Annotated in this window: 22 protein-coding genes; 11 read left to right on the top strand and 11 right to left on the bottom strand. The window is 61.2% G+C overall.

Annotation, left to right across the window (positions count from 1 at the left end; all coding sequences use genetic code 11):
• Nucleotides 1-149: 149 nt before the first annotated feature.
• Nucleotides 150-2,396: a phosphoenolpyruvate--protein phosphotransferase gene (gene ptsP, locus ACJ8IN_RS05240; protein WP_033654107.1), complete on the bottom strand. Its 2,247-nt coding sequence runs from the start codon at nucleotides 2,394-2,396 to the stop codon at nucleotides 150-152.
• A 12-nt stretch (nucleotides 2,397-2,408) separates the two neighbouring features.
• Nucleotides 2,409-2,936, bottom strand: coding sequence for an RNA pyrophosphohydrolase (gene rppH / locus ACJ8IN_RS05235; RefSeq protein ID WP_004931849.1), 528 nt, complete (start codon nucleotides 2,934-2,936; stop codon nucleotides 2,409-2,411).
• A gap of 696 nt (nucleotides 2,937-3,632) precedes the next feature.
• Here rppH and mutH point away from each other — a divergent pair.
• The 4 genes from mutH (at nucleotide 3,633) to ACJ8IN_RS05215 (ending at nucleotide 6,764) form a co-directional block, all read left to right on the top strand.
• Nucleotides 3,633-4,319 (top strand): DNA mismatch repair endonuclease MutH, encoded by a 687-nt coding sequence (gene mutH, locus ACJ8IN_RS05230; RefSeq protein ID WP_033635764.1) that lies wholly within the window; start codon nucleotides 3,633-3,635, stop codon nucleotides 4,317-4,319.
• Nucleotides 4,320-4,422: 103 nt separating this feature from the next.
• Nucleotides 4,423-5,139: a TerC family protein gene (locus ACJ8IN_RS05225; RefSeq protein ID WP_033635765.1), complete on the top strand. Its 717-nt coding sequence runs from the start codon at nucleotides 4,423-4,425 to the stop codon at nucleotides 5,137-5,139.
• Between the two features lie 159 nt (nucleotides 5,140-5,298).
• A complete protein-coding gene (locus ACJ8IN_RS05220; protein ID WP_033635766.1) occupies nucleotides 5,299-5,517 on the top strand; it encodes a YgdI/YgdR family lipoprotein in 219 nt (72 codons plus the stop codon).
• 206 nt (nucleotides 5,518-5,723) lie between these two features.
• A complete protein-coding gene (locus ACJ8IN_RS05215) occupies nucleotides 5,724-6,764 on the top strand; it encodes an NADP(H)-dependent aldo-keto reductase (protein ID WP_060428836.1) in 1,041 nt (346 codons plus the stop codon).
• A 33-nt stretch (nucleotides 6,765-6,797) separates the two neighbouring features.
• Here ACJ8IN_RS05215 and lplT read toward each other — a convergent pair whose 3' ends face one another.
• The 3 genes from lplT to ACJ8IN_RS05200 form a co-directional block, all read right to left on the bottom strand.
• Complete coding sequence (gene lplT / locus ACJ8IN_RS05210; RefSeq protein WP_033635770.1) at nucleotides 6,798-7,982, bottom strand: lysophospholipid transporter LplT; 1,185 nt, start codon at nucleotides 7,980-7,982, stop codon at nucleotides 6,798-6,800.
• Nucleotides 7,979-10,135 carry a bifunctional acyl-ACP--phospholipid O-acyltransferase/long-chain-fatty-acid--ACP ligase gene (gene aas, locus ACJ8IN_RS05205; RefSeq protein ID WP_033635771.1) on the bottom strand — a complete coding sequence of 719 codons (2,157 nt, stop codon included), beginning with the start codon at nucleotides 10,133-10,135 and terminating at the stop codon, nucleotides 7,979-7,981. The genes lplT and aas overlap by 4 nt, the downstream gene beginning before the upstream one ends.
• A gap of 348 nt (nucleotides 10,136-10,483) precedes the next feature.
• Nucleotides 10,484-12,742: a molybdopterin guanine dinucleotide-containing S/N-oxide reductase gene (locus tag ACJ8IN_RS05200; RefSeq protein WP_308326001.1), complete on the bottom strand. Its 2,259-nt coding sequence runs from the start codon at nucleotides 12,740-12,742 to the stop codon at nucleotides 10,484-10,486.
• Nucleotides 12,743-12,962: 220 nt separating this feature from the next.
• On the opposite strand from ACJ8IN_RS05200, the gene galR reads away from it, so the two are divergent.
• From galR to ACJ8IN_RS05185, 3 genes are all read left to right on the top strand, one after another.
• On the top strand, nucleotides 12,963-13,982 hold the full coding sequence (gene galR / locus ACJ8IN_RS05195; RefSeq protein WP_033649496.1) for an HTH-type transcriptional regulator GalR: 1,020 nt from the start codon (nucleotides 12,963-12,965) through the stop codon (nucleotides 13,980-13,982).
• A gap of 159 nt (nucleotides 13,983-14,141) precedes the next feature.
• Nucleotides 14,142-14,486, top strand: a complete 345-nt coding sequence (locus ACJ8IN_RS05190) for a type II toxin-antitoxin system RelE/ParE family toxin (protein WP_033635775.1) — start codon at nucleotides 14,142-14,144, stop codon at nucleotides 14,484-14,486.
• Nucleotides 14,487-14,491: 5 nt separating this feature from the next.
• A complete protein-coding gene (locus tag ACJ8IN_RS05185) occupies nucleotides 14,492-14,794 on the top strand; it encodes a helix-turn-helix domain-containing protein (RefSeq protein WP_004931828.1) in 303 nt (100 codons plus the stop codon).
• Nucleotides 14,795-14,821: 27 nt separating this feature from the next.
• Here ACJ8IN_RS05185 and lysA read toward each other — a convergent pair whose 3' ends face one another.
• A complete protein-coding gene (gene lysA / locus ACJ8IN_RS05180; protein ID WP_308326002.1) occupies nucleotides 14,822-16,084 on the bottom strand; it encodes a diaminopimelate decarboxylase in 1,263 nt (420 codons plus the stop codon).
• A gap of 133 nt (nucleotides 16,085-16,217) precedes the next feature.
• Here lysA and ACJ8IN_RS05175 point away from each other — a divergent pair, with 133 nt between their 5' ends.
• Entirely contained in the window at nucleotides 16,218-17,141 is a 924-nt protein-coding gene (locus tag ACJ8IN_RS05175) for a LysR family transcriptional regulator (RefSeq protein ID WP_161764792.1), read from the top strand.
• Nucleotides 17,142-17,168: 27 nt separating this feature from the next.
• Here ACJ8IN_RS05175 and ACJ8IN_RS05170 read toward each other — a convergent pair whose 3' ends face one another.
• Nucleotides 17,169-18,077, bottom strand: a complete 909-nt coding sequence (locus ACJ8IN_RS05170) for a LysR family transcriptional regulator (protein WP_308326003.1) — start codon at nucleotides 18,075-18,077, stop codon at nucleotides 17,169-17,171.
• A gap of 108 nt (nucleotides 18,078-18,185) precedes the next feature.
• Between ACJ8IN_RS05170 and ACJ8IN_RS05165 the strand changes: the two genes are divergently transcribed.
• Nucleotides 18,186-19,070 (top strand): MBL fold metallo-hydrolase, encoded by an 885-nt coding sequence (locus tag ACJ8IN_RS05165; protein WP_033635778.1) that lies wholly within the window; start codon nucleotides 18,186-18,188, stop codon nucleotides 19,068-19,070.
• A 68-nt stretch (nucleotides 19,071-19,138) separates the two neighbouring features.
• Nucleotides 19,139-19,786 (top strand): DsbA family protein, encoded by a 648-nt coding sequence (locus ACJ8IN_RS05160; protein WP_039567349.1) that lies wholly within the window; start codon nucleotides 19,139-19,141, stop codon nucleotides 19,784-19,786.
• A gap of 32 nt (nucleotides 19,787-19,818) precedes the next feature.
• Here ACJ8IN_RS05160 and ACJ8IN_RS05155 read toward each other — a convergent pair whose 3' ends face one another.
• Nucleotides 19,819-20,526 (bottom strand): hypothetical protein, encoded by a 708-nt coding sequence (locus tag ACJ8IN_RS05155; RefSeq protein WP_033635780.1) that lies wholly within the window; start codon nucleotides 20,524-20,526, stop codon nucleotides 19,819-19,821.
• Between the two features lie 205 nt (nucleotides 20,527-20,731).
• Here ACJ8IN_RS05155 and ACJ8IN_RS05150 point away from each other — a divergent pair, with 205 nt between their 5' ends.
• A complete protein-coding gene (locus tag ACJ8IN_RS05150) occupies nucleotides 20,732-22,459 on the top strand; it encodes an ABC transporter ATP-binding protein/permease (protein WP_308326004.1) in 1,728 nt (575 codons plus the stop codon).
• A gap of 36 nt (nucleotides 22,460-22,495) precedes the next feature.
• Here the strand turns inward: ACJ8IN_RS05150 and agaF are convergent, their stop codons facing one another.
• From agaF to agaW, 3 genes are read right to left on the bottom strand one after another with little or no spacing between them, the layout of a single operon-like run.
• Complete coding sequence (agaF, locus tag ACJ8IN_RS05145) at nucleotides 22,496-22,930, bottom strand: PTS galactosamine/N-acetylgalactosamine transporter subunit IIA (RefSeq protein WP_033654096.1); 435 nt, start codon at nucleotides 22,928-22,930, stop codon at nucleotides 22,496-22,498.
• 10 nt (nucleotides 22,931-22,940) lie between these two features.
• A complete protein-coding gene (locus tag ACJ8IN_RS05140; protein WP_060428848.1) occupies nucleotides 22,941-23,834 on the bottom strand; it encodes a PTS system mannose/fructose/sorbose family transporter subunit IID in 894 nt (297 codons plus the stop codon).
• The gene (agaW, locus tag ACJ8IN_RS05135) at nucleotides 23,824-24,603 is read right to left on the bottom strand and encodes a PTS N-acetylgalactosamine transporter subunit IIC (protein WP_033635784.1); all 780 of its coding nucleotides are present in this window, start codon (nucleotides 24,601-24,603) and stop codon (nucleotides 23,824-23,826) included. The genes ACJ8IN_RS05140 and agaW overlap by 11 nt, the downstream gene beginning before the upstream one ends.
• Nucleotides 24,604-24,606 lie beyond the last annotated feature (3 nt).

The following is a 24,606-nucleotide window of genomic DNA, read 5'->3' as shown; positions in this document are numbered from 1 at the left end:
CGCGTCTTGCAAGCAGCAGCATTGGCCGCTGCGGTGTGCAAGGCGACGAGCCTGCGCCGCACTGAGGTTGCGCATCATAACATAGGCTTAGCGCGGTCCGGTCCGGCAGGCCGGGAAAAGTTCTGTAAAAAAATCACAACGCGCGGCGGCTACCGGCCCCCGCGGATCAATCCGCCCATGCCGCGTCGCTCCATAAACGCCGCCACCAAATGGCGCACTTCGGTGGTCATCTGGGTGTTCAACACCCGCTGCGCCAACATTTCGGCGTCGGCAAGGTCGATATGCCGCAGCAGGTATTTGATGCGCGCCACGCTGCGGCCGTTCATGCTCAGATTGCGATAGCCCATGCCCACCAGCAACAGCGCGCCCATGGGATCGCCGGCCAGTTCACCGCACAGGCTAAGCTGCAACCCGGCCGCGTTCCCCTGCTCGGCGATCAGTTTCAGCACCTGCAGCATCGCAGGATGCAAACTGTCATACAGCGAGGCGACCCGGGTATTGTTGCGATCTACCGCCAACAGGTACTGGGTCAAATCGTTGGTGCCGACCGAGATGAAATCAACGCGCCCGGCCAGATGCGGGATCAGGAAAATCATCGACGGCACTTCCAGCATCACGCCGATTTTCGGTTTCGGGATCGCATAGCCAAGCACCTCTTCCACCTCGCGCCCGGCGCGGTCAATCAGGCGTTTGGCCTCATCGACCTCTTCCAGGCTGGTGACCATCGGCAACAAAATGCCCAGATTGCCGGTACCGGCGTTGGCACGCAGCATGGCGCGCACCTGAATCAAAAAGATCTCCGGCTGATCCAGGGTGATGCGGATGCCGCGCCAGCCCAGGCAGGGGTTCTCTTCGCTAATCGGCATATAAGGCAGCTGCTTGTCAGCGCCGATATCCAGAGTGCGCAGCGTAACCGGCTTGCTCGGGTAAAGCTGCAGCATGCCCTGGTACTGCGCGACCTGTTCCTCTTCGGAGGGGAAGCCGCTTTGCAACATGAACGGGATTTCGGTGCGGTATAACCCCACGCCATCTACCCGGCCGCCCAACAGCTGTTCATGTTCCGGGCTGAGGCCGGCATTCAGCATCACCTGAATGCGCTCGCCGCTTTTCAACTGCGCCGGCTGCTCGACGTCGTCTTCCGCCAGCTTGCTCAGCTCCAGCTCTTCGCTGATCAGCCGTTGATATTCCTGCACCAGCACCGGTTCAGGATCGACCAGCAGTTCACCGCGATAACCGTCGACGATCAGCAGCCGCTGGCTGAGCAGAGAAGGCTGGATGTCGGCGCCCATCACCGTCGGCACCCCCATCGCCCGCACCAAAATCGCCGCATGCGAGTTGGCGGCACCGTCGCGCACCACCACGCCGACCAGGCGATCCTGCGGCACTTCTGCCAGCAATGTCGCGGTCAGCTCATCCGCCACCAGCACAAAACGCGCCGGCCACTGGGTGGCGCCCTGAGTGGTGTCGTCGAGGTGGAACAGCAGGCGCTGGCCCAGCGCGCGCAGGTCGCTGCCGCGCTCGCGCATGTAGGTGTCCTGCAGTTTGGCAAACTGCTCGGCAAAGGTTTCTATCACCTGTTTCACCGCCCACTCCGCCACCGAACCGTTGTCGATTTCGGCGAACAGTTCGCGCTTGAGACGGGCGTCATTTAACAGGTGAGAGTAAAGATCGAAGATCGCCGCGCTCTCTTTTTGCGAGCTGGCGGCAAAACGCTTGCTGAAGCGGCGAAACTCCGCGCCGGCCTCTTCCAGCGCCAGCGTCAGGCGCTCGCGCTCGCTGGCGGTGTCCAGCGTCGAAGCGCGGTAAACCTGATCGAGCGAAGGCTGGCTGCTGTCCTGCCACCCTTCCGCCACCGCCACGCCGGGCGAGGCCGCCAGCGCGCGCACGCGCGTTTGGCGATACTGGCCGAAAATGGCGTTGAGCTGCGATTGTGACAGGATCCCGGCCATCTGCGTGGCCAGGGTGACCATGAAAGACTCTTCGCTTTCGTCGAACTGGCGCAGCTCGCGCTGCTGCACCACCAGCACACCCAGCAGCTGGCGCCGATGAATGATCGGCACCCCGAGGAAGGATCGGAAACGATCCTCTTTCACCTGCGGGACGTATTTGAAACTGGGGTGGCTTTGGGCATCGGCCAGGTTGATAGGCTCGGCTCTGCGGCCGACCAACCCGACGACGCCCTCGTCAAACGCCAATGCGATAGTGCGCCCGCGCGGCTTTTTCAGCCCGCGCGTGGCCATCAGGTAGTAGCAGCGGCGATCGTTGTCCGCCAGATAGATGGAACACACTTCGGTGTCCATCGCCAGACAGGTTTCATTGACCAGCAGATCCAGCGCATCCGTCAGACTGGCCGCCGCAGCCACCTTCTCTACAATTTCTCGCAAGCGCGTGAGCATAGTCGGCTTAACTTAACCTCTCTTTCGGCGATAAGCAGGAGCCTGCCGCGGCGCCGCCTGCTCTTGCATCGGCATCACGGTCACGGCGAATTCTTTCATCACCCGGCGGTAAACGTCGCGTTTGAACGACACCACCTGGCGTACCGGATACCAGAAGCTCACCCAGCGCCAACCGTCGAACTCCGGCGTGCTGCTGCGCTGCATATTGATATCAGCGTCATTGCACAGTAGCTGCAACAAAAACCATTTTTGCTTTTGGCCGATACAAACCGGCTTTGTGTCCCAACGCACCAAACGTTTCGGCAATTTATAGCGCAACCAGTTGCGGGTCGAAGCCAGGATGCGCACATCCTTTTTACTCAGCCCCACTTCTTCGAACAGCTCACGGTACATCGCCTGCTCCGCAGTTTCGCCAGGGTTAATCCCACCTTGGGGAAACTGCCAGGAGTGCTGACCGTAACGGCGGGCCCATAAGACCTGCCCCTGACGATTACAGATTACGATACCAACATTCGGGCGGTAGCCATCATCATCGATCACCGGACTACCTCGATAAGCTTAAATTCGCATAGATGTCCTGATTGTTTCACACAAGCTACAGGCGGTAAACCACTGCTTTACGGCGCTGCGGGCCGAATAACATTGGGATAACTCACAGATATAGGCAAAGTTATAAACACACCCTAGCCTTTCAGACCGGTTTTATTCACTTTTTCTGTGGATAGGTGTGTGCAGAACTCGAGGAATAAGCCGGTAAAACTCTTAACCCCTAAAATCCCCCCTCAACACTAAAAACTCATATTTATTTTAAAAACATACAATTATGTATTAACGCATCTTTATATACAGGGCAAAAATGTGATCTGTGCACGGTAAGGATCTTACCCTGGCGAAAGATCCACCAACGTCGTTTTTATCCACAGATTATCCGGGCAAGTTACGCACAAAACGGACAAATTCGTAAAAAACCGCCCGAGTCAAGGCTGTAAATTGAACCAGTGATCGGCAAAAATTTGGGTTATCCCAAAAATCTGTGGATAAATAGGTGTAAGATCCTGTTTATTGTCGGTGGCTTCAGGTGAACAAGCCCCGCCAGTGCATTGTCCACCACGCCAAGAAAGGAAAAAAGTCATGTAAAATCATGCTACTATTATTCTTTTCCCCAAGCGATGGCGGTTATCGCTCACCGTGCATAATTGCAGTGCATTTTTCAACCAAATTAGACAGGCTTGATTTATGGCGTTTTTATCCCCTTTGCCGCCCCCGCCGGAAAATGAACGGCAGCTGTTCGAGCGCGCTCAGGCGCTGGCCGGCGCCAGCTTTGGCGAACTGGCCGCTCGCGCGCAGCTGCCGATCCCCAAGGATCTGAAACGCGATAAAGGTTGGGTAGGCATGCTGCTGGAGCTGTATCTCGGCGCCATGGCCGGCAGCAAACCGGAGCAGGACTTTCCCGAGCTGGGCATCGAGCTGAAAACCATTCCTGTCGACGCCGCCGGCAAACCGCTGGAAACCACTTTTGTCTGCGTCGCTCCGCTCACCGGCAACAGCGGCGTCACCTGGGCCAACAGCCACGTTCGCTACAAGCTGGCGCGCGTGTTGTGGATACCGGTAGAAGGCGAACGCCAGATCCCGCTGGCCGAACGCCGCGTCGGTTCGCCGCTGCTGTGGAGCCCAAGCGCGGCAGAAGACGAAATGCTGCGCCGCGACTGGGAAGAATTGATGGATCTGATCGTGCTCGGCCACGTAGAGCGCATCACCGCACGCCACGGCGAAGTGCTGCAGCTGCGCCCCAAAGCGGCTAACAGCAAGGCGCTCACCGAAGCCATCGGCGAACAAGGGCAACCGATCATGACGCTGCCGCGCGGCTTCTATCTGAAAAAGAGTTTTACCGGCGCGCTGCTGGCAAGACATTTCTCAATCTAAGCGATTTCGTTTAACTCTGGTTTAGCTGCCCCTATCAGCGCCATGATAAACGCGTATAATTCACGCTTTGCATTTATTAAGTATTAATAAGGTGTGTCGAGCAATGTTCGAATGGATTATGGATCCCAATGCCTGGTTAGCGTTAGGCACGCTAACCATTCTTGAGATCGTACTGGGTATTGATAACATCATTTTTCTGTCGCTGGTGGTGGCCAAGCTGCCCAAAGCGCAACAGAACAAAGCTCGCCGGATCGGGCTGGCCGCCGCCATGCTTATGCGCCTGGCGCTACTGGCTTCCATCGCCTGGGTGATTCGCCTGACCCATCCGCTGTTTACCGTGATGGAGCACAGCGTATCCGCTCGCGATCTGATCCTGCTGCTGGGCGGGCTGTTCCTGATCTGGAAAGCCAGCAAAGAGATCCACGAAACCATCGAAGGGTCGGAAGAAGAGCACCACACCAAGGTGCACAGCTTCTTCGGCGCGATCGTGCAGATCATGCTGTTGGATATTATCTTCAGCCTGGATTCGGTGATTACCGCCGTGGGCCTTTCCGACCATCTGTTCATCATGATGGCGGCAGTGGTGATCGCCGTCGGCGTGATGATGTTCGCTGCCCGACCGATCGGCGAATTCGTCAACCGCCATCCGTCGGTGAAAATGCTGGCGCTGGCGTTCCTGATCCTGGTGGGCTTCACGCTGATGCTGGAAAGCTTCCAGGTGCACGTGCCAAAAGGCTACATCTACTTCGCCATGTTCTTCTCGATGTCGGTAGAAGCGCTCAATCTGATGCGCAGCAAAAAAAATCGCGCGCCGGAATAACGCTATCTATATGAAAGCCGCCATTGGCGGCTTTCATCACTTTGTTGACCTCTCATTTCACTTTTTCTTATCAGATAAAGACTTATCTGAGACGCGCTTCGCCGAGAGTTTGCTAATCTTGAAAGAACATTATTTTCTGCATAATCGAGGATCCGCAGGATGAAAAAGTGGGTAATGGCAGTGTCTGCGCTGGTGATGGTGGCTGGCCTGGCGGGGTGTTCCAGCGACTACGTGATGGCGACCAAAGACGGCAACATGATCCTGACGCAAGGCAAACCGGAGATCGATGAAGATACCGGCCTCATCAGCTATAAAGACGAGAAAGGCAACCAGCGCCAGATCAACGGCGATCAAGTTTCTCAGGTTATCGAACGCTAATCACCGCCCGCCGGCTATCGCCCGTTCAAGCGCGGTAGCCCCCATTCGCGTCCGCACGGAATCCGCTTCCCCCATCTTCACCGCTTGGTTATAGTCAGGAAAGGCGACATCGCCGCCCGACGGACTCTGCGCCGTCTTCTGACATTGGGCTCCTGTTTCACCGGGCCGCGCGGCCCGTAAGCGCTAACAAGAAAGGAAGGCCGTTAATGCAATACCACCGTATTCCCCACAGTTCTTTAGAAGTGAGCGTGCTGGGACTGGGCACCATGACCTTTGGCGAACAGAACAGCGAAGCCGACGCCCATGCGCAACTGGACTATGCATTGGCCGCAGGCGTCAACCTGATAGACACCGCCGAACTGTACCCGGTGCCGCCCCGTCCGGAAACCCAGGGCCTGACCGAAAGCTATATCGGCAGTTGGCTCAAGGCGCGCGGCAATCGCGAAAAAATCGTCCTGGCCAGCAAAGTCTCGGGCCCGGTGCGCGGCACCGACAGCAGCATTCGCCCGCAGCAGGCGCTCGATCGCAAAAACATCCGCGCCGCGCTGGACGCCAGCCTCAAGCGGCTGAATACCGATTATCTCGATCTCTACCAATTGCACTGGCCGCAGCGCGCCACCAACTGTTTTGGCAAACTCAACTATCAATACACCGACGACAAAGCCGCGGTCACGCTGCTGGAAACGCTGGAGGCGCTGACCGAGCAGGTGCGCGCCGGCAAGATCCGCTATATCGGGGTTTCCAATGAAACGCCCTGGGGCGTGATGCGCTACCTGCAGCTGGCGGAGAAACACGAGCTGCCGCGCATCGTGTCGATTCAAAACCCGTACAGCCTGCTGAACCGCAGCTTTGAGATTGGCCTGGCCGAGATCAGCCAGCACGAAGGGGTGGAACTGCTGGCCTATTCCAGCCTGGCGTTCGGTACCCTGAGCGGTAAATACCTCAATGGCGCAAAACCGGCCGGTGCGCGCAATACGCTGTTCACCCGCTTCAACCGTTATTCAGGGCAGCAAACCCAGCTGGCGATCGCCGAGTACGTGGCGCTGGCCAAAAAACACGGGCTGGATCCTTCGCAGATGGCGTTGGCCTTCGTGCGTCAACAGCCGTTTGTCGCCAGCACCCTGCTGGGCGCCACCACGGTGGATCAGTTGAAAATCAACATCGACAGCCTCGATGTGGTATTGGATGAAGACGTGCTGCAGGCGCTCGAAGAAATCCATACCCGGTTTACCATTCCGGCGCCTTAATACAGCAAGGGCGCAGCCTGGCTGCGCCCCGTTTCACCGCCGCTGCGACCACCATAGCGCGCTAATCGCCAGCGCAAACACCACGCCAAACCCTACGCCGACGCCCACCACCGGCACGCCCAGCTTCACCACCAGCGAATACAGCGCCAGCATCAGCAACATGGCGGCGTTTTCACCCAGGTTTTGCACCGCGATAGCATTGCCGGCGCCGACCGAATGCTTGCCCCGCTCCTGCAGCAACGCATTGAGCGGCACCACGAAAAAGCCCCCCAGCATGCCGATGATCGCCAACAAGACATAGGCATTGAGCATGGTGGTTTGCAGCGCGAATACCGCGACCGCAACGCCGATCAGGATCCCGGCCGGCATGCAGCGCTTCACCGTCTTCAGCGTGACAAAGCGTGCGGCGGCGCCGGCCCCCACCACGATACCGACGGCTACCATGGCGTTCAGCAGCGTCGGCGTGGCGTTATCGGCGATGCCGAGCGCTACCGGCACCCACAGCACCAGCAGAAAACGCAGCGTCACGCCGGCCCCCCAGAACAGGCTGGTGCCGATCAAGGAAAAACGCGTCTGCCCATCGCGCCATAACGTGACGCAAGCGGTAAAGAAGCTGTTCGTCATGGCCCGCGGGCGCCAGGAAGCCCCCGGGCGCGCCGCCGCGAGGCGCGGAATATACAGGTTGGCGACCACCGCCCCCGCGTAAACCAAGGCGCAGACCGCCAGCGCCGCCACCACATGCCAGTCCGCCAGAATGCCACCGGCCACCGAACCGGTCAGAATGGCGGCGATAGTCGAGGCCTCCATCAGGCCGTTAGCCTTGACCAGCTTCTCGCCGCTGGTGATCTCGCCCAGAATGCCGTATTTGGCCGGCGAATACGCGGCGGCTCCCACCCCGACCAGGCTGTAGCCGAGGAACGGGTTTCCCCCAAAACAGATCACCAACGCCCCCGCCAATTTTAAGGCGTTGGCGAACATCATCACCCGCCCTTTGGCAAAGCTGTCGGCCACCTGGCCGACGAACGGCGCCAGGATGATGTAGGTGGCGACGAAGGCCATCTGCAGGATTGGCTGGCTCCAGTCCGGATACAGCTGCTGCTTGATCAACGCCAGCGTGGCGAACAGCAACGCATTGTCGCCGAACGCCGAGAGGAACTGCGCGCTGATGACGGCGATCATGCCGCGTGACAGCAAAGGGGACTCGGTCGAAGGATTCATCGGGCACTCTCCGGCTGTTCGGCCATATGACGCAGGGTGACGAAATCGGGTTTGCCGCTGCCGAGCACCGGCAGCGTTTTCAACAGGCGAATATCGCGCGGCACCGCCAGCTCCGGGCTGCCCAGCTCACGCGCCACCCGCAGCAATGCTTCACGAGTGATGGCGGGATCGGTGGTGAACAGCACCAGCGCCTCGCCTTTGCTGCTGTCGCCTTTGGCCGTGGCGGCATGCATTTTTTCCGGCGACAGCCGTTGCGCCAGCAATTCGACGCTCTCCAGCGACACCATCTCGCCCGCCAGCTTGGCGAAGCGTTTCACGCGGCCGCGAATGGTGCAATAGCCCTGCTCATCCAGGCTGACGATATCGCCGGTGTCGTACCAGCCCGGCTGCAGCACGCCGTTCGCATCTTCCGCCGCCGGCGGTTCCAGCTCGCCGGGGCGCTCAACCCGCAGATAGCCTTTCATGATGTTCGGCCCCTTCAGCTGCAGGCGGCCGCCGTTATCGATGCCCGGCACCGCAATCAGGCGCGCCTCCATCTGCGGCATGATGCGGCCGACGGTGCCCACCTTGGTCGCCAACGGCACGTTAATGGACACCACCGGCGCACATTCGGTCACGCCATAGCCTTCCAGAATGCGGATGCCGTATTTGTCCTGGTAGATTTGTTTGGTGCTGTCCGCCAGTTTCTCCGCGCCGGCCACCACGTAGCGCAGGCGGGCGAAATCATACGGATGCGCGAAGCGCGCATAGTTGTTGAGGAAGGTCGCCGTGCCAAACAGCACCGTGCAGTTGCGGTCATACACCAGCTCCGGCACCACGCGATAGTGCAGCGGGCTGGGGTAGAGGAAAATGCGGCTGCCGGTGATCAGCGGCGTAAGCAGCCCCACCGTCAGGCCGAACGAGTGGAACAGCGGCAGCGACGACATGAAACGGTCGCGCGGCGTGAAGTCGGCGATGGTGCGAATTTGTTCTACGTTAGCCAGCAGGCTGGCATGCGAATGCACCACGCCCTTGGGGTGGCCTTCGGAACCGGAAGTGAACAGGATCAGCGCCGCGTCCTCCGGGCGTTGCGGCAACGCCGCGCGCTGCGGCTGCAGCAAGTGCCGCAAAATCCACAGCTTGTCCGCCAGCGTAACGGTGTCTTTCAGATCTTCCAGATACACCCAGTTGGCCTGCGTCACCTGCTCCGGCAGGTGGGTCAGCTTGCCCTTCTCCAGAAACTGGCGCGAGGTGACGATGGTCTTGATGCCGGCGGCGAGCATCGCGCTGTTCAGGCCGTTGGCGCCAGCGGTGTAGTTGAGCATCGCCGGAATGCGGTTACGCAGCGAAGCGCCGAAGATCGCCGCCGCGGTGATGGTGGCGTTCGGCAACAGCAGCCCGACGTGTTCCCCTTCAGCGGTAAAGCGCTGCAGAATGCGGCTGACGCCCAGCGATTTCTTGATCAGCGTCTGGTAACTGTCTTCTTTGAAAGCGATGTCTTCGATACAGGGCTTGCGGCGCCCGTAGCGGTGCTGCGCCGCCAGCAAGGCATGGAACAGCGTCTGCGGTTCGCGCGTATCCATTCGCGCCCGCATCATGATCTGCATCAGCCGATCGCCCGCCAGCGCCCGGCGTTCACGCGCGCGCGGCGCTTCCGGCATCGGTAGCGTGGTCGGTGGCAAGATGCGGATGCTGATTTGCGGGAACCAGCGGATCTTGAATACCCCGGCCATGCGGCCGAACGGGCTGAACTCGGGGCCGTCGATCCGCACCGGCACCACGGTGGCGCCCGATTTGGCAGCGATAAACGCCGCGCCGTCGTAGATTTTCATCAGCGCGCCGGTCACGGTGATGCGCCCTTCAGGGAACACCACGATCGGCCGCCCCTGCTCGACCATGCGCACCAGTTGCTTGATGGCCATCGGCTTGGTGGGATCGAGCGAGACGAAATCAATGTAGGGCCGCAGCCAGCGCATAAACCAGCTCTCGCCGATGCTGGCGTAAACCGCAAACACCGGTTTAATCGGCAGGAACAGCGCCAGCAACACGCCGTCGAGGAAAGAGACGTGGTTCGGCGTAATCAGCAGTTTTTGCCGCTCGAAGTGCTGAACGTCCCCTTCGACCCGTACCCGAAACAGCAGGCGAAACAGCGCGCGCAGCAGTGAAAAGATCATGCCCTTCTCCCTTGGCCATGGAGGCGTAAATCGTTGTAGGGAAAAGAATACTATATGGCAGGCAAAAAAAAACCTACGCATCCGCGTAGGTTGGTGCAATTGAAAATGGCTTCAACATACAGAGTATGCTGATTTCTCACCAATCAATACCTCTGGGATCACCTACTCTAGAGAGATGGCGTGCAGGAAACTACCGGCGAATCGCAAGAGTTCTGCTCCAAATGCAACCAGCTGTAAATTTCCCGCGATCTGCTGTAATAACTCAATGAAACTTAAACCTTCCCGCAGCGGCGAAAAAATAAATACAGCCGCGACGGCGAGCCGGTTATCCCGACGTGAAACCTTCACTCATCGCGCGCTGACCTCCACCAGGCAACTCATGGCGTTCGGCCCCTGCGTCAGCGACGAGGTGCCGATATCCAGCGTCAGCACGTTCGGGTTGCCCGCCTGCTCGACCGGCCGGCGCTGCGCGTCGTAACCCGGCTCGAACCAGGCGCCGGTCGCCATCAGCACCACGCCGCGCGTCACGCCGTCGGTGAGGGAGGCCCCCGCCAAACAGCTGCCGCGCGCATTGCTGACCAGCACTTCGGCGCCGTCCGCCACGCCGCGCTGCGCCGCGTCCTCCGGATGCATATACAGGGTTTCGCGCCCGGCGGTCTTATTGCCCTGCGCCAGCGGCGCCGGATCCATCTGGCTGTGCAGACGATCGCTCGGTTGAATGGAGATCAGATGCAGCGGCCAGGTTTTGGCCTGCGGCGCCCCCAGCCACTCGACCGGCGGCCGCCACTGCGGATGCGGAGCGAAATCCTCGTAGCGATAACCGGCGATCCGCTCGCTGAACAGTTCGATCTTGCCGCTGGGCGTCTGAAGCGGGTTAGCCTGCGGATCGGCGCGAAACGCGTCAAAAAATACGAACTCCTTGGCCGGCGCGGGCAGTTCGACATAGCCCCGGCGCCAAAAATCCTCAAACTCGGGCCAGGCGACGCCGGCGCGTCGCTGCGCCGCGCCGCATTGCCGATAGATATCTTCGATCCAGGCCCGCTCGCCGCGGTTTTCGGTAAAGCGCTCGCGATAGCCCAGGCGCTCCGCCAGATCGGCGAAGATATCGAAATCGTTGCGCGCCTGATGCTGCGGCGCAATCGCCTGATGCATCGCCAGCACGTAGCGATCGCGCGAGGAGCCGCCGATGTCGTTGCGCTCCAGCGAACTGGTGACCGGCAACACGATATCCGCCATTTTGGCCGCCGCCGTCCACCAGATATCTTGTACGATCACCGTATCCGGCTTCTGCCAGCCCTCCACCAGCCGATTCAACTGCTGATGGTGATGGAACGGGTTGCCGCCGGCCCAGTGCACCAGGTGGATATCCGGGTACTGCCGAGTCTCGCCGCAAAATTGATAAGTTTCGCCGGGGTGCAGCAGCATGTCGCAGATGCGCGCCACCGGGATCGCCAGCCCGGCCGGGTTTTCCCCTACCGGCATGGTCGGCGCGGGGGTGTCCACGCGCGGGTTGCCGACGCCGTTCATCGAGCCGTGGCCGAACGAGAAGCCGCCGCCCGGCAGGCCCACCTGGCCCAACATCGACGACAGCGCGATCATCATCCAATAGGGTTGCTCGCCGCGGTGCGCGCGCTGTACGGAGTAGGAACAGGTGATAAAACTGCGCGCGCCGATCAGCTGCCGCGCCAGCAGGGCGATGCGCGCCGCCGGAATGCCGGTAATGGCGCTGGCCCAGGCCGGCGTTTTCGCCACGCCGTCGCTCACGCCGTTCAGGTAATCCGCCAACTGTTGATAGCCCACGCAGTGGCTGCGCAGGAAGGCTTCGTCCTGCGCGCCCAGCCGCTGAATTTCGTAAGCCAGCGCCAGCATCAGCGCCACGTCGGTATTCGGCCGGATCGGGATCCACTCCGCGTTGACGAACCCGGGGCAGTCGTCGCGCATCGGGCTGATGTTGACAACCGGCGTGCCCTTGTGCGCCAGCTTTTGCAGCCAGGGTTTGAGCGCATGCTCCGCCGCGCCGCCGGAAGAGACCTGGGCATTTTTCAGCGCCAGCCCGCCAAACGCCACAAACAGCTCGCAATGCTCCACCACGCTTGGCCAACTGGTGACGCGCCCGGTCAACGGCGAGAAAGTGCCGATCACATACGGCAGGAAAAACTGCGCCGCGCCCCAGCTGTAGTTGCCCTGCTGATCGACCCCGCCGCCGCCGCTGAAATAGAACCGTCGCACCAGCGAGCGCGCATGATGCAAGCGCCCGGCCGACGACCAGCCATAAGAGCCGGTAAACAGCCCGGAGGCGCCGTAGCGATCGCGCACCCGGCGATTCTCCTGCGCCACCAAATCGAGCGCCAGTTCCCAGTCCACTTCGACGAAATCTTCCCTGCCGCGCAGCGTGCGGTCGCTGCCCTCGCGCTTTTGCAGCCACGAGCGGCGCACCGCCGGCTTGCGGATACGTTTGTCGGAGTAAACCATCGGTACGATGGAATCGAGCAACGGCGAAGGGTCGGGATCGTCGGCGAAGGGTTCACAGCGGATAAGCCGGCCGTCTTCAACTACGGCGGTATAGGCGCCCCAATGGGCGAGCTGCGGATAGCGTTTAATGGACATGGCGTTCTCGGCGCAAATCGGAATGCACAGACGTTACCTCAGCCCGTCGCCAGTGCCAACGTACAAATTGCGCTATCGTTCGGCGGCCGACGGTTATGCGCGCAGCCGCGAAAAGATTCTGCAACGGCCGCCACAAGTTGCGCACAACACCGCTTGCAGCCCCGGTTTTTTTCCGCAAAACTGGGGGATGTAAGCGATTACCCAGGATGTGTTGACTGATATGGCTACGATAAAGGATGTTGCCAGGCTGGCGGGTGTTTCCGTGGCCACGGTATCCCGCGTGATAAACAATTCCCCCAAGGCCAGCGAAGGGTCGCGCACCGCGGTGCTGGCCGCCATGGAACAGCTGCAGTATCACCCCAATGCCAACGCACGGGCGCTGGCGCAGCAGTCCACCGAAACGCTGGGCCTGATCGTCTCCGACGTTTCCGACCCCTTCTTCGGGGCGATGGTCAAAGCGGTCGAGCAGGTGGCCTACGCCACCCACAATTTTCTGCTGATTGGCAACGGTTACCACGACGCCGAAAAAGAGCGTCAGGCGATTGAACAGCTGGTGCGACATCGCTGCGAGGCGCTGGTGGTGCACGCCAAAAGTCTGAGCGATCGGGAACTTGGCGGCTGGATGCAACAGATCCCGGGCATGGTGCTGATCAACCGCACGCTGCCGGGTTTTGAAACGCGCTGCGTGGCGCTCGACGATCGCTACGGCGCCTGGCTGGCGACCCGTCATCTGATCCAGCAAGGGCATCAGCGCATCGCCATCATCTGCTCCACCCACCAGATTTCCGACGCCACCGATCGCCTGCAAGGCTATCTCGACGCGCTGCAGGAGCACGGCATTGCGGTGGATGAAAAGCTGATCGCCTACGGCGAACCGGACGAGATCGGCGGCGAACAGGCGATGACCGAATTGCTCGGCCGCGGCCGCTCGTTCTCCGCCGTTACCTGCTACAACGATCCGATGGCCGCCGGCGCGCTTTCGGTGCTGAGCGACAACAGCGTCGACGTACCGGGGCAAATTTCGCTGATCGGTTTCGACGACGTGCTGATTTCGCGCTACCTGCGGCCGCGCCTGACCACCGTTCGCTACCCGATCGTGGCGATGGCGACCCAGGCGGCGGAACTGGCCCTGGCCTTGGCCAATCGTCAACCGCTGCCGGAAATCACCAACATGTTCAGCCCGACGCTGGTGCGCCGCCACTCGGTCGCCACCCTCAACAACGCGCACGAACAGCCGTAATTCGCGCCGCCGCATGGGTGAGCCATCACCCATGCGCTCAGATTGCGCAGCCCGCCGCATTTCCCGCTTTTGGATTTTTTCCGCTCCCAGCGTTCGTGCATATTGTTGGCACAATAACCTTTACACTATATAGCATAAACGCTATATTCGGAGCGCGTCATGTGGCAAGTGGTGACCGTCGAACGGTTCGACGACTGGTTTTTAGCGCTGAACAACGCCCAGCAAACAAGCATCCTGGCGGCGATCTTCAAATTGCAGACGTTCGGCCCGCAGTTGACGCGGCCGCATGCCGATACGCTGTATTTTTCCGACGCGGTCCGGCAGTTGAAGGAGCTGCGCGTTCAACACCGCGGGCGCCCTTTCAGGGTGTTTTTCGCCTTTGACCCACAGCGGCAAGCGGTATTGCTGTGCGGTGGCGATAAAACCGGCGACAAACGCTTTTACCAGCGCATGTTGCCCATCGCCGCCATGGAGTTTTCACATTATCTGGCAACCCGGAGGTAGTGCAGATGGCCAAACCTTTATCCCAACTGATCGATAAACTCGATCCCGCCGTCGTTGCCGCCGCCAGGCAAAAAGCGGACCAGGAAATTTTCGAGCTGCGGCTGGCGATGCTGAGGGAAGAGCTGGCGGTCTCTCAGGTTGAATTGGCGAAGCGGCTCGGCATCAGCCAACCCTCCGTCGCCAATTTGGAAAAGCGCGGCAGCGAAATAAAGCTGTCGTCGCTCAAACGCTATATCGAGGCGATGGGCGGCACGCTGTCGCTGGATGTGCAATTGCCCAATGGCCAACACCGCCGCATGACGCTGTGAAGCGAGCGCAAGGCGCCCGCCCGCTTATCAGATAAGCTCCAGCGCGATCAGCTCTTCGATGGTCTGGCGGCGGCGGATCAGCCGCGGTTCGCCGTTTTCGAACAGCACTTCGGGCAACAGCGGGCGGCTGTTGTAGTTGGAGGACATCGATGCGCCGTAGGCGCCGGTGTCGTGGAACACCAGATAATCACCGATCTGCACCGGCGGCAGTTCGCGGGTTTCCACGCCGCCGCCCGCCTGCTGGGTGAACACGTCGCCGGATTCGCACAGCGGCCCGGCAATTACCGTTTCGCGCAGCGCTTGCCCCGAGGTATCGCGCCCATCGGCCGGCAACAGCGAAATATGGTGATAGCTGCCGTACATTGCCGGGCGCATCAGATCGTTAAAACCGGCGTCCACCAGCACGAAGTGGCGGCTGCCCATGTCTTTTACCGCCCGCACCTCGGCCACCAAGACGCCCGCTTCCGCCATCAGGAAACGCCCCGGTTCGATCTCCAGCTGCACCGGATGCCCCAGATGCGCGGCGATGCGTTCACGCGCCCGGTTCCACAACCCGAAATAGTGTTCGGTATCGATCGCCTCTTCGCCGTACTGGTACGGGATAGACAGGCCACCGCCGGCGGAAATGGCGCTGATATCATGACCGAGATCGATCACCTGCTGCACCATCGCATCGCAGACGCGCTCCAGATGCTGGTAATCGACGCCGGAACCGATGTGCATATGCACGCCGATCAGTCTCAGGCCGTAGCGGCGAATTTTCTCCACCGCCTGCGGCAGATCGGCATACCAGATACCGTGCTTGCTGTTCTCGCCGCCGGTGTTGGTTTTCTGGCTGTGGCCGTGGCCAAAACCCGGGTTAATGCGCAGCCACACCGGGTGCCCTGCGGAAACCTGGCCGAGCTGCTCCAGCATGTCGATGGAACCGGCGTTGACCGGGATCTTCAATTCGCTGACGCGCGCCAGCGTGGCATGATCCAACACGTCCGCGGTAAACACGATTTCGCTCGGTTCGCCGCCCGGCTGAAAACCGGCCTGCAGCGCCCGCTCGATCTCGCCCAGCGACACCGAATCCACCTTCACGCCCTGCTCGCGCATCAAGCGCAAAATATGAATGTTCGAACAGGCCTTCTGTGCGAAACGGATAGTGTCGAAATGGCGCAGCTGAGCGATGCGCTGGCTGATGATGTCCGCATCATAGGCCCAAACCGGGCAGCCGAAGCGCTGCGGCAAGGCCAGCAGGTTGGTGGCGTTCAACGCGGTGGAGGTGTCGTGCAACGGGCGTGGCATGGCGATATTCCCAATTCGAAAATGACGGCAGATAACGCCATAGTGCCGCACGCTGAATCGGGTGGAAAATATCTATTTAGCCGCAATCTATTCATTTATGATATGGCTTTCCCCTTAACCGAGCGGCCTCGCCATGCACAGCATCTCTTTGCGGCAGATCGAAATCTTTCGGGCGGTGATGACCACCGGCAACCTGACCGAGGCGGCGGCCCTGCTGCAGACCTCGCAACCGACCGTCAGCCGCGAGCTGGCGCGTTTTGAAAAGCTGATCCGGCTGCAGCTGTTCGACCGGGTGCGCGGTCGCTTGTCCCCCACGATGCAGGGCCTACGGTTGTTCGAAGAGGTGCAGCGCTCCTATTACGGCCTCGATCGCATCGTCAACGCCGCCGCCGGCATCCGCCAGTTTCAGCAGGCGCAGCTGTCGATCGTGTGCCTGCCGGTATTTTCTCAATCGCTGCTGCCGGCGGTGTGCCGGCCCTTTATCGAACGTTACCCGGAAGTCAGCTTCAGCGTTATCCCGCAAGAGTCGCCGCTGCTGGAAGAGTGGTTGTCGGCCCAGCGCCACGATCTCGGGCTGACGGAAACCACCCTGACGCCGGCGGGCACCGAGCGGGTGACGCTGATGACGTTGAACGAAGTGTGCGTGCTGCCGACGGGCCACCCGCTGCTGCTGAAAGATCGGCTGACGCCGCAGGACTTCGCCGGGCAGAACTTTATCAGCCTGTCGAGCACCGACAGCTATCGCCACCTGCTGGATGCGCTGTTCGGCGAGCAGGGCGTCGAGCGCCGCATGGTGATGGAAACGCACAGCGCGGCATCGGTATGCGCCATGGTGAGGGCCGGCGTGGGGGTGTCGATCGTCAACCCGCTGACGGCGCTCGACTATGCCGGTAACGGCGTGCACGTGCGGCCGTTCAGCATCGACGTGCCGTTCACCGTCAGCCTGATTCGGCCGCTACACCGCCCCTCGTCGGCGCTGGTGACGGCCTTTATCGACCACCTTCATCAGCAGGCCGCCGCCTTTGCCGCCCGGCTGGCCGCCGCCGTCAGGCGCTGAAAGCGGCGGGGGAATATTGCCGCAGCATCAGCGCAGCGTCGCCTGCCACTGCGGATCGGTGGCGAACCATTCCACCAGAAAGTCCAGCATGGTGCGCAAGGTGGCGGGCATCTGGCGGCGCGAGGTGTAGATGCCGTAGATGCCCATCGACTGTGGCCGGTAATCCGGCAACAGTTCGACCAGTTCGCCGCTGGCCAGCAGCGGCGCCGCCGAATAATAGGGCTGCATGGAAATGCCCGCGCCCTGCACCGTGCCGGCCATCAGCACCACCGACTCGTTGGCGCTCAGGTTGCCGCTGACCGCCACCGCCGATTTCACCCCCTGCGCGTCAAAATGCCACAGGCTTTTGCCGAAATAGGAATAAGTCAGGCAGTTGTGCAACGCCAAATCCTGCGGCTGGCGTGGGGTGCCGTGCGCCGCCAGATAAGCGGGCGCGGCGCACACCACCGATGCGCAGGTGGACAGCGGGCGGGCGATCAGGTTGGGATCCAGCTCGTTGGTGATGCGCAGCGCCAGATCGATGCGCTCTTCCACCAGGTTCACCGCCCGATTGTTCATCTGCAGATCGACCGCCACCTGCGGGTGGCGCTTCAGATACTGAGCGACCGCCCCCACCAGCGCCGTTTGCCCGAGCGACTGCGAACAGGTGATGCGCAGCAGGCCGCGCAACTCGTCGCTCTGCCCTTCCTCCACCAGGTCGATCTCCCCCGCCAGCGCCAGCATTTGCCGGCAGCGCTCCAGAGTACGCTCACCGGCGTCGGTCAGACTAAGCTTACGGGTAGTACGGTGCAGTAAACGCGCCCCGGCCCATTGCTCCATCTGCGCCAGGTAGCGCGTCACCATCGCGCGCGACATCTCCAGCGTTTCCGCAGCGGCGATCATGCTGCCGCGATCGACGATGGTGACAAAAACCTCTACGGCGGTAATGCGATCCATGATTAGTCCGATTTATGCAACGAATAATTGCTTATTATCCGGTTTTTCTATCGCTTTATGCAACCTAACATCATTACAACATTAACCGATACCTAAGGACCTCTGCCCATGTTTAAGAAATCACTGTTAACTCTGGCCTTCACCGGCGTCGCCACCCTCAGCACCTACGCCACCGCGGCCGATACCCTGACCATGGAAGTGTATAACCCGGGCGAGAAAAGCGTGTTCCCGGTGTCTTCCGAAATCATCAGCGGCAAACACGAAGTGGCGCTGATCGACGCTCAGTTCCAACGCAACGACGCTGAAGCGCTGGTGAAAAAGATCAAGGCGACCGGCAAGAAACTGACCACCGTTTATATCAGCCACTCAGACCCGGATTTCTATTTCGGTCTGGACGTGATTAAAGCGGCCTTCCCGGAGGCGAAAATCATCGCTTCGCCAGGCACCATCAAGGACATCAACGCCACCAAAGACGGCAAAGTCGCCTATTGGGGCCCGATCCTGAAAGACAACGCGCCGAAAACCGTGATCGTGCCGCAGCCGCTGCAGGGCGACAGCTTCACCATCGACGGCCAGAAAGTGGAAGTGAAAGGCCTGAACGGCCCGACCCCCGATCGCACCTTCGTGTGGATCCCGGCGCTGAAAGCGGTAGTAGGCGGTGTCGCGGTCGCCGGTGACAATATCCATCCGTGGATCGCCGACAACCAGAGCGTGGAATCGCGCCAGCACTGGCAGCAGACGCTGAAAAACATCGAAGCGCTGAAGCCGCAGGTCGTGGTGCCGGGCCACTTCCTGCCGGGCGCAGCGCAAACGCTGGCATCGGTGCACTTTACCCAGAAATACCTGACCACGCTGGAAGCCGAGCTGCCGAAGGCCAAGGATTCCGCCGCGCTGATTGAGGCGATGAAAAAGCACTACCCGACGCTGAAAGACGAGTCGAGCCTGGAACTGAGCGCGAAAGTGCTGAAAGGCGAGATGAAGTGGCCGCAATAAGCGCCCGTGCGTGATTGAACCAGCCCTGGCACCGCGGTGAGCTGCCGCGCGCCAGGCGAGGAGTAAAGATGACCGAAACCACTCTGCATTACATTTTCGATCCGCTGTGCGGCTGGTGCTACGGCGCCGCGCCGCTGGTGAAAGCGGCTCAGAGCCTCCCTGGGCTGAAGATCGTGCCGCATGCCGGCGGCATGATGACCGGCAACAACCGTCGCCAAATCACCGACGAATGGCGCAACTACGTCATTCCGCACGACAAACGCATCGCCGAGATGACGGGCCAGCCTTTTGGCGAAGCCTATTTCAACGGCCTGCTGCGCGACACCACGGCGGTGATGGATTCCGAGCCGCCGATCACCGCCATCCTGGCGGCGGAAAAGCTGGCGGGCCGCGGGCTGGACATGCTGCACCGCATTCAGCAGGCGCACTATCAAGAAGGCCGGCGCATCGCCGATACGCCGGTGCTGGAAGCGTTGGCGAAAGAGCTAGGGTTGCCTTCGGCGGCGTTTATCGCCGAAATGCGTTTCAACACCGGCGCGCCAACCGCGCAGCACATCGCGGAAAGCCGGGCGCTGCTGGCCAAAGTGCAAGGCCAGGGCTTCCCGACCTTTGCGCTGCAGGACAGTGAAGGCCGTCTGCATCTGCTGCCGGCCGGCAACTATCTGGGTAACGTGGAAGCCTGGAAAAACCTGCTGGGCGCCGCCGCGCTGGCGTAACCTACCTTTCCCGCCCCGGCTGCCGGGGCGGGTCATTCGACCCGCACGAACCGCCCTTCCGCCCGCACGTTGTGACCGAACCCGCAATCCCCGCGCGTGTGCATCTCCAGCGCTTGCTCGCCAAATTCCAGCGTGACGTCGCAGACCTGCGCGCTTTCCGAGTCATGCTGATGGTAGACCGCTTTGCCGTGCTCGATTGGCAGCTCGGCGGTGAAGTCACCCATGTTCGGCCCGTAATACAGCCCCATCTGCGGCATGGCGTAGCCGGAAAAATCGATCAGCCAGCGCTCGCCCTGCGGCTTCACCGCCACTTCGCTCCACACGCCGCGCCCGGCGTATTGCCAATACACGCCGCCCGGCCCCTGCGGCTGCGGCCGCTGCGCCAGGCGTTGGCGCAACAGGCTCATGTTGTGCTGCGATTTGTCATCGTGCGGCGCCAACGCCAGGTAGGCCTGTGCCTTGAGCAATTCCCCGGCGCGCATCAGCGACAGCGCCACGTTGTTGTAGGCCGTGGCGATGGCCTGCTCGCTCAGGCCGCAAAACTCGCTCCAGGCCGCCTGATCGCGAAAGATGTCGGCAGCTTTGGCGTAATCCTGCCGCTGATAGGCCTTTTTTCCCAGTTCGGCGTAGCTCGCCACCTTTTGGCAGTCGGCGGCGATGTCCGGCTCGTCAATGTGCGCCCAGGCCCGGGCGCCGGCGAAGACGCCGCAGGTCAGCAACAGGGGAAACCAAGCCTTCATCGTTTATCCTTTCTGCAAAAATTCGGCGCAAGTATAACCGCCCGGCGGTGGAGTGTATGCCGCAATTGCGCCCGTCGGCGTGCCGCTGTCGATTCAGCCGCCTTATTTCAAACAGTTAGCGGAGTTAAAACTGCTTACAGTCGCGGTTTGTTTGTTACCGGCCCGCAGCCCATGCTGAACGAAATACCGCAATTATCGAGCCGTTATGAACGCAACCCCCTTGCAGAAACACGCCGTTTGGCAGCTGATCAAACCCTTTTGGGTGTCGGAGGAACGATGGCGCGCCTGGATGATGCTGATCGCCATCGTCGTCCTGTCGCTCGGCCTGGTCTATATCAGCGTGCAGATCAACCAGTGGAATCAGGTGTTCTACGATGCGCTGCAGAACAAGAACTACCCGGTATTCAAGGCGCAGCTGTGGCGTTTTACCTATCTGGCGCTGATCTTCATCGTGCTGGCGGTCTACAAGATCTACCTGACTCAGGGGCTGCAGATGCGCTGGCGGCGCTGGATGACGGAAAAGTTCATGGAAAAATGGCTGGCGCACCAGGCGTATTACCACACCGAGCAGCAGCAGATCGTCGATAACCCCGATCAGCGTATTGCCGAAGATCTCAACGTATTGACCCAATATACCCTGTCGCTGTCGCTCGGGCTGCTCTCCAGCCTTGTGACGCTGTTTTCCTTTATCGACATCCTATGGCACGTCAGCGGGCCAATGACCTTCGCGCTCGGCCAGCATGCCATCACCTTGCCCGGTTATATGGTGTGGTTCGCGCTGCTGTATGCGGTGCTGGGATCGCTGCTGATCTGGTGGGTCGGCAAACCTCTGGTCATGTTGGGCTTCAACCAAGAACGGTATGAGGCAAACTTCCGTTTCGGCCTGATCCGCATCCGCGAAAACAACGACGCCATCGCGCTGTACCACGGCGAACAGCGCGAGGCGCAGCAGCTGGGCGATCGTTTTGACACCATTCGCAGCAACTGGTGGGCGATTATGCGCATCACCCGGCGGCTGAACATCGCCACCAACTTCTACGGCCAGTTCGCCATTGTATTTCCCCTGCTGGTGGCGGCGCCGCGCTACTTCTCCGGCGCCATTCAGATGGGCGGCCTGATGCAGATCGCCTCGGCCTTCGGCCAGGTACAGGGTGCGCTGTCGTGGTTCATCGACGCATTTAACGATTTGGCGACCTGGAAAGCCTGCGTCAACCGTCTGGCCGGCTTCAACGCCGCCGTCGATCAGGTGCATCATCAGCCGCGCGGCATTCAGCTGCGGGAAGAGACCGCCCATCCGTTGACGCTGAGCAACCTCAGCCTGCACTTGCCCGACGGCCAGCCGCTGCTGGCCGGCGCCGAGATGACGCTGCAACGCGGCGATCGCCTGCTGATCGTCGGCCCTTCCGGCTGCGGCAAGTCGACGCTGCTGCGGGCCATCGCCGGTATCTGGCCTTACGGCGCGGGCGCCATCGGGGTAGCGGCCAATGCCAACACGTTGTTCCTGCCGCAGCGCAGCTACATTCCGATCGGCACGCTGCGCGAAGCGTTGAGCTACCCGAGCCTGGCGTCGGAATACAGCGATCCGCAGCTGATGCGGGTGCTGGAAAACTGCCGCCTGAAACACCTGCAGCGCTGGCTGAATACCTCCGCCAACTGGAGCCACCGCCTGTCGCCGGGCGAGCAACAGCGGCTGGCGTTCGCCCGCGCCCTGTTGATTCGCCCGAACATCCTGTTCCTCGACGAAGCCACCAGCGCGCTGGACGACGAAACCGAACAGTTGATGTACTGCCTGCTGGTGGATGAACTGCCGGACGTGACGCTGATCAGTGTGGCGCACCGCAACAGCGTGGCGAAGTACCACCAGACCTGCTGGCGCTTCAGCCGCAGCGAAGATCAACCGGCGCGCCTGATGCTAAGCCCGCTGCCGGCATAACCCGCAGAGCCGGGCGCGGCGGCGTCCGGCGTTCGTTCAGATGCCGTCGGCCGGCACGTCTTCGCATTTCACCCGGCGGCGCTCATGCCACAGGCTGGTCAGGCCGCGTTTGCCGCACGCCAGCGCCACCTCGCGAAACTCATCCAGGCTCAACCCGTCGCGCTCCAGCATCATTTCCGCCGCCAGCTGCATGTTGACGCCGGTCAGCACTTCGCAATCGCCCTGCGCATCCGCCAGTTCGCAGGCGCTGCGAAACGGCGAGCCGCCGAGCATGTCGGTGAGAAACACCACGCCGTCCGGCTGCGCCACCGCCGCCAGCGCCGAGCGCAAGGCGTCGTTGAGCTGCGCGGTGCTCATCTGTTCAGGGAAATCGACCGCCGCGCAGTGCCGCTGCGGCCCCACCACCTGCTCCACCGCCTGCAACAGCCCGGTGGCGAAGCCGCCGTGGCCGGTAATCACAATGCCTGGCATAGCCCGCTCCTCACAAAATGCCGATAAATTTGCCCACCACGCCGATCGCTACGGTGACGCCAATCAGCTTCACCGGCGAGAAACCGCGCTTCATCAGGAAGAAAATGAGCAGCGTGAAGCACAGTGGCAACAAGTTGGGCATCAACTTGTCCAGTACGTCGGTCTGCAGCGCCACCCTGGCCTTGCCGGCATGCATCACCAGCGGCGTGGACAGATGCACATACGAGGCCACCAGCGCGCCGATCACCGTCATGCCGACGATCGACGCGGCGTGAGAAATGCGCCGGGTGTGGGTCTTCAACAGCGCCAGCGCGCTGGTGCCGGCCTGATAGCCGTAGTGCGCCAGCCCGAAGCGCAGGCCGAAGTGGAACAGGTTGAACAGCAGCAGGAAGACGATCGGCCCGAACAGGCTGCCCTCCAATGCCAGCGAAGCGCCTATCCCGGCGCAGATCGGCAGCAGCGTCAGCCAAAACAGCGCGTCGCCGATGCCGCCGAGCGGCCCCATCAGCGCCACTTTCACCGCGCGAATGGTGGAGATCTTCTCCTTGTTCTGCTCCATCGCCAGCACCAGACCGGACAGGAAGGTGACGTCGAACGGGTGCACGTTGATAAATTCCATGTGCATCTTCATCGAGTTGGCCAGATCCTGCGGGTTGCGGTGGATCTTGCGCAGCCCGGGGATCAGCTGATACAGCCAGCCGCCGGCCTGCATGCGTTCATAGTTGAACGACGCCTGCAGCAGCAGCGAACGCCAAGCCATACGGTTGATGTCGCCGCGCGTCAGCGCGTCGGCGGGCTGGCTGTCCAGATAGTCGTCCTGCTCCACCTGGCTGGTGGCCAGCGCCTGCGCCATGCGTTGCTCGGCCTTTTGCGCCAGCAGATCGTCGGAATCGTTAAATGCCATCTTCGGCGTCCTCCTGCGGAGCGGGCCGGGCCGTCGCCTCTGCCGCGCCGCGTTGCGTGTTGAAGAAATCGATCAGGGCGATCGCCAGGGCGCCCAGCGCCACCGCCAGGATCGGCAGCTTGAGGAACGTGACCGAGATAAAGCCGAGGATAAAATAGGCCACGTAGGTTTTTTTCATCATCACCTTCATCAGCAGCGAGAAGCCGATCGCCGGCATCATGCCGCCCGCCACCGCCAGCCCGTCCAGCAGCCAACCCGGCGCCTTCTGCACCATGGCGCTGGCCGCATCGGCGCCGAAGTAAATCGGCAGGAACGCCACCACGAAATAGAAGATGAACAGGATGCCGATGCCGAGATAGTTCACCCGTTCGACGCCGCGCCAGTTCAGCTCTTTCACCATGCGATCGCAGCGGTGCATCATCGGCGAGAACAGCGTAAACAGCAGCGTGATGCAGCCCTGCACCGCAATCGAGAATGGCACCGCCACGCCGATCGCCACTTTAGGGTCGGCCTTGGTCAGAATGGCGAACGCGGTGCCGATCACCCCGCCGATCACCACGTTCGGCGGTTGGGCGCCCGCCAGCGGCACCATCCCCATCCACACCAGCTCCAGCGTGCCGCCCACCAGCAAGCCGGTGTAGACATCGCCCAAAATCAGCCCCACCAGCGGCCCCATCACCACCGGCCGATGGAAGTGGGTCAGGCCGTCGAACAGGTCCACCCCCGCCAACCCGGCCAACAGCGCAATCAATAACGCATCCGTCAACATGCT

It is taken from the genome of Serratia sp. CY31944 (assembly GCF_052169175.1).
Lineage (GTDB): Bacteria > Pseudomonadota > Gammaproteobacteria > Enterobacterales > Enterobacteriaceae > Serratia > Serratia sarumanii.
The sequence above is the reverse complement of the archived record's forward strand: the minus strand, read 5'-3'. Positions and strand labels throughout refer to the sequence as shown.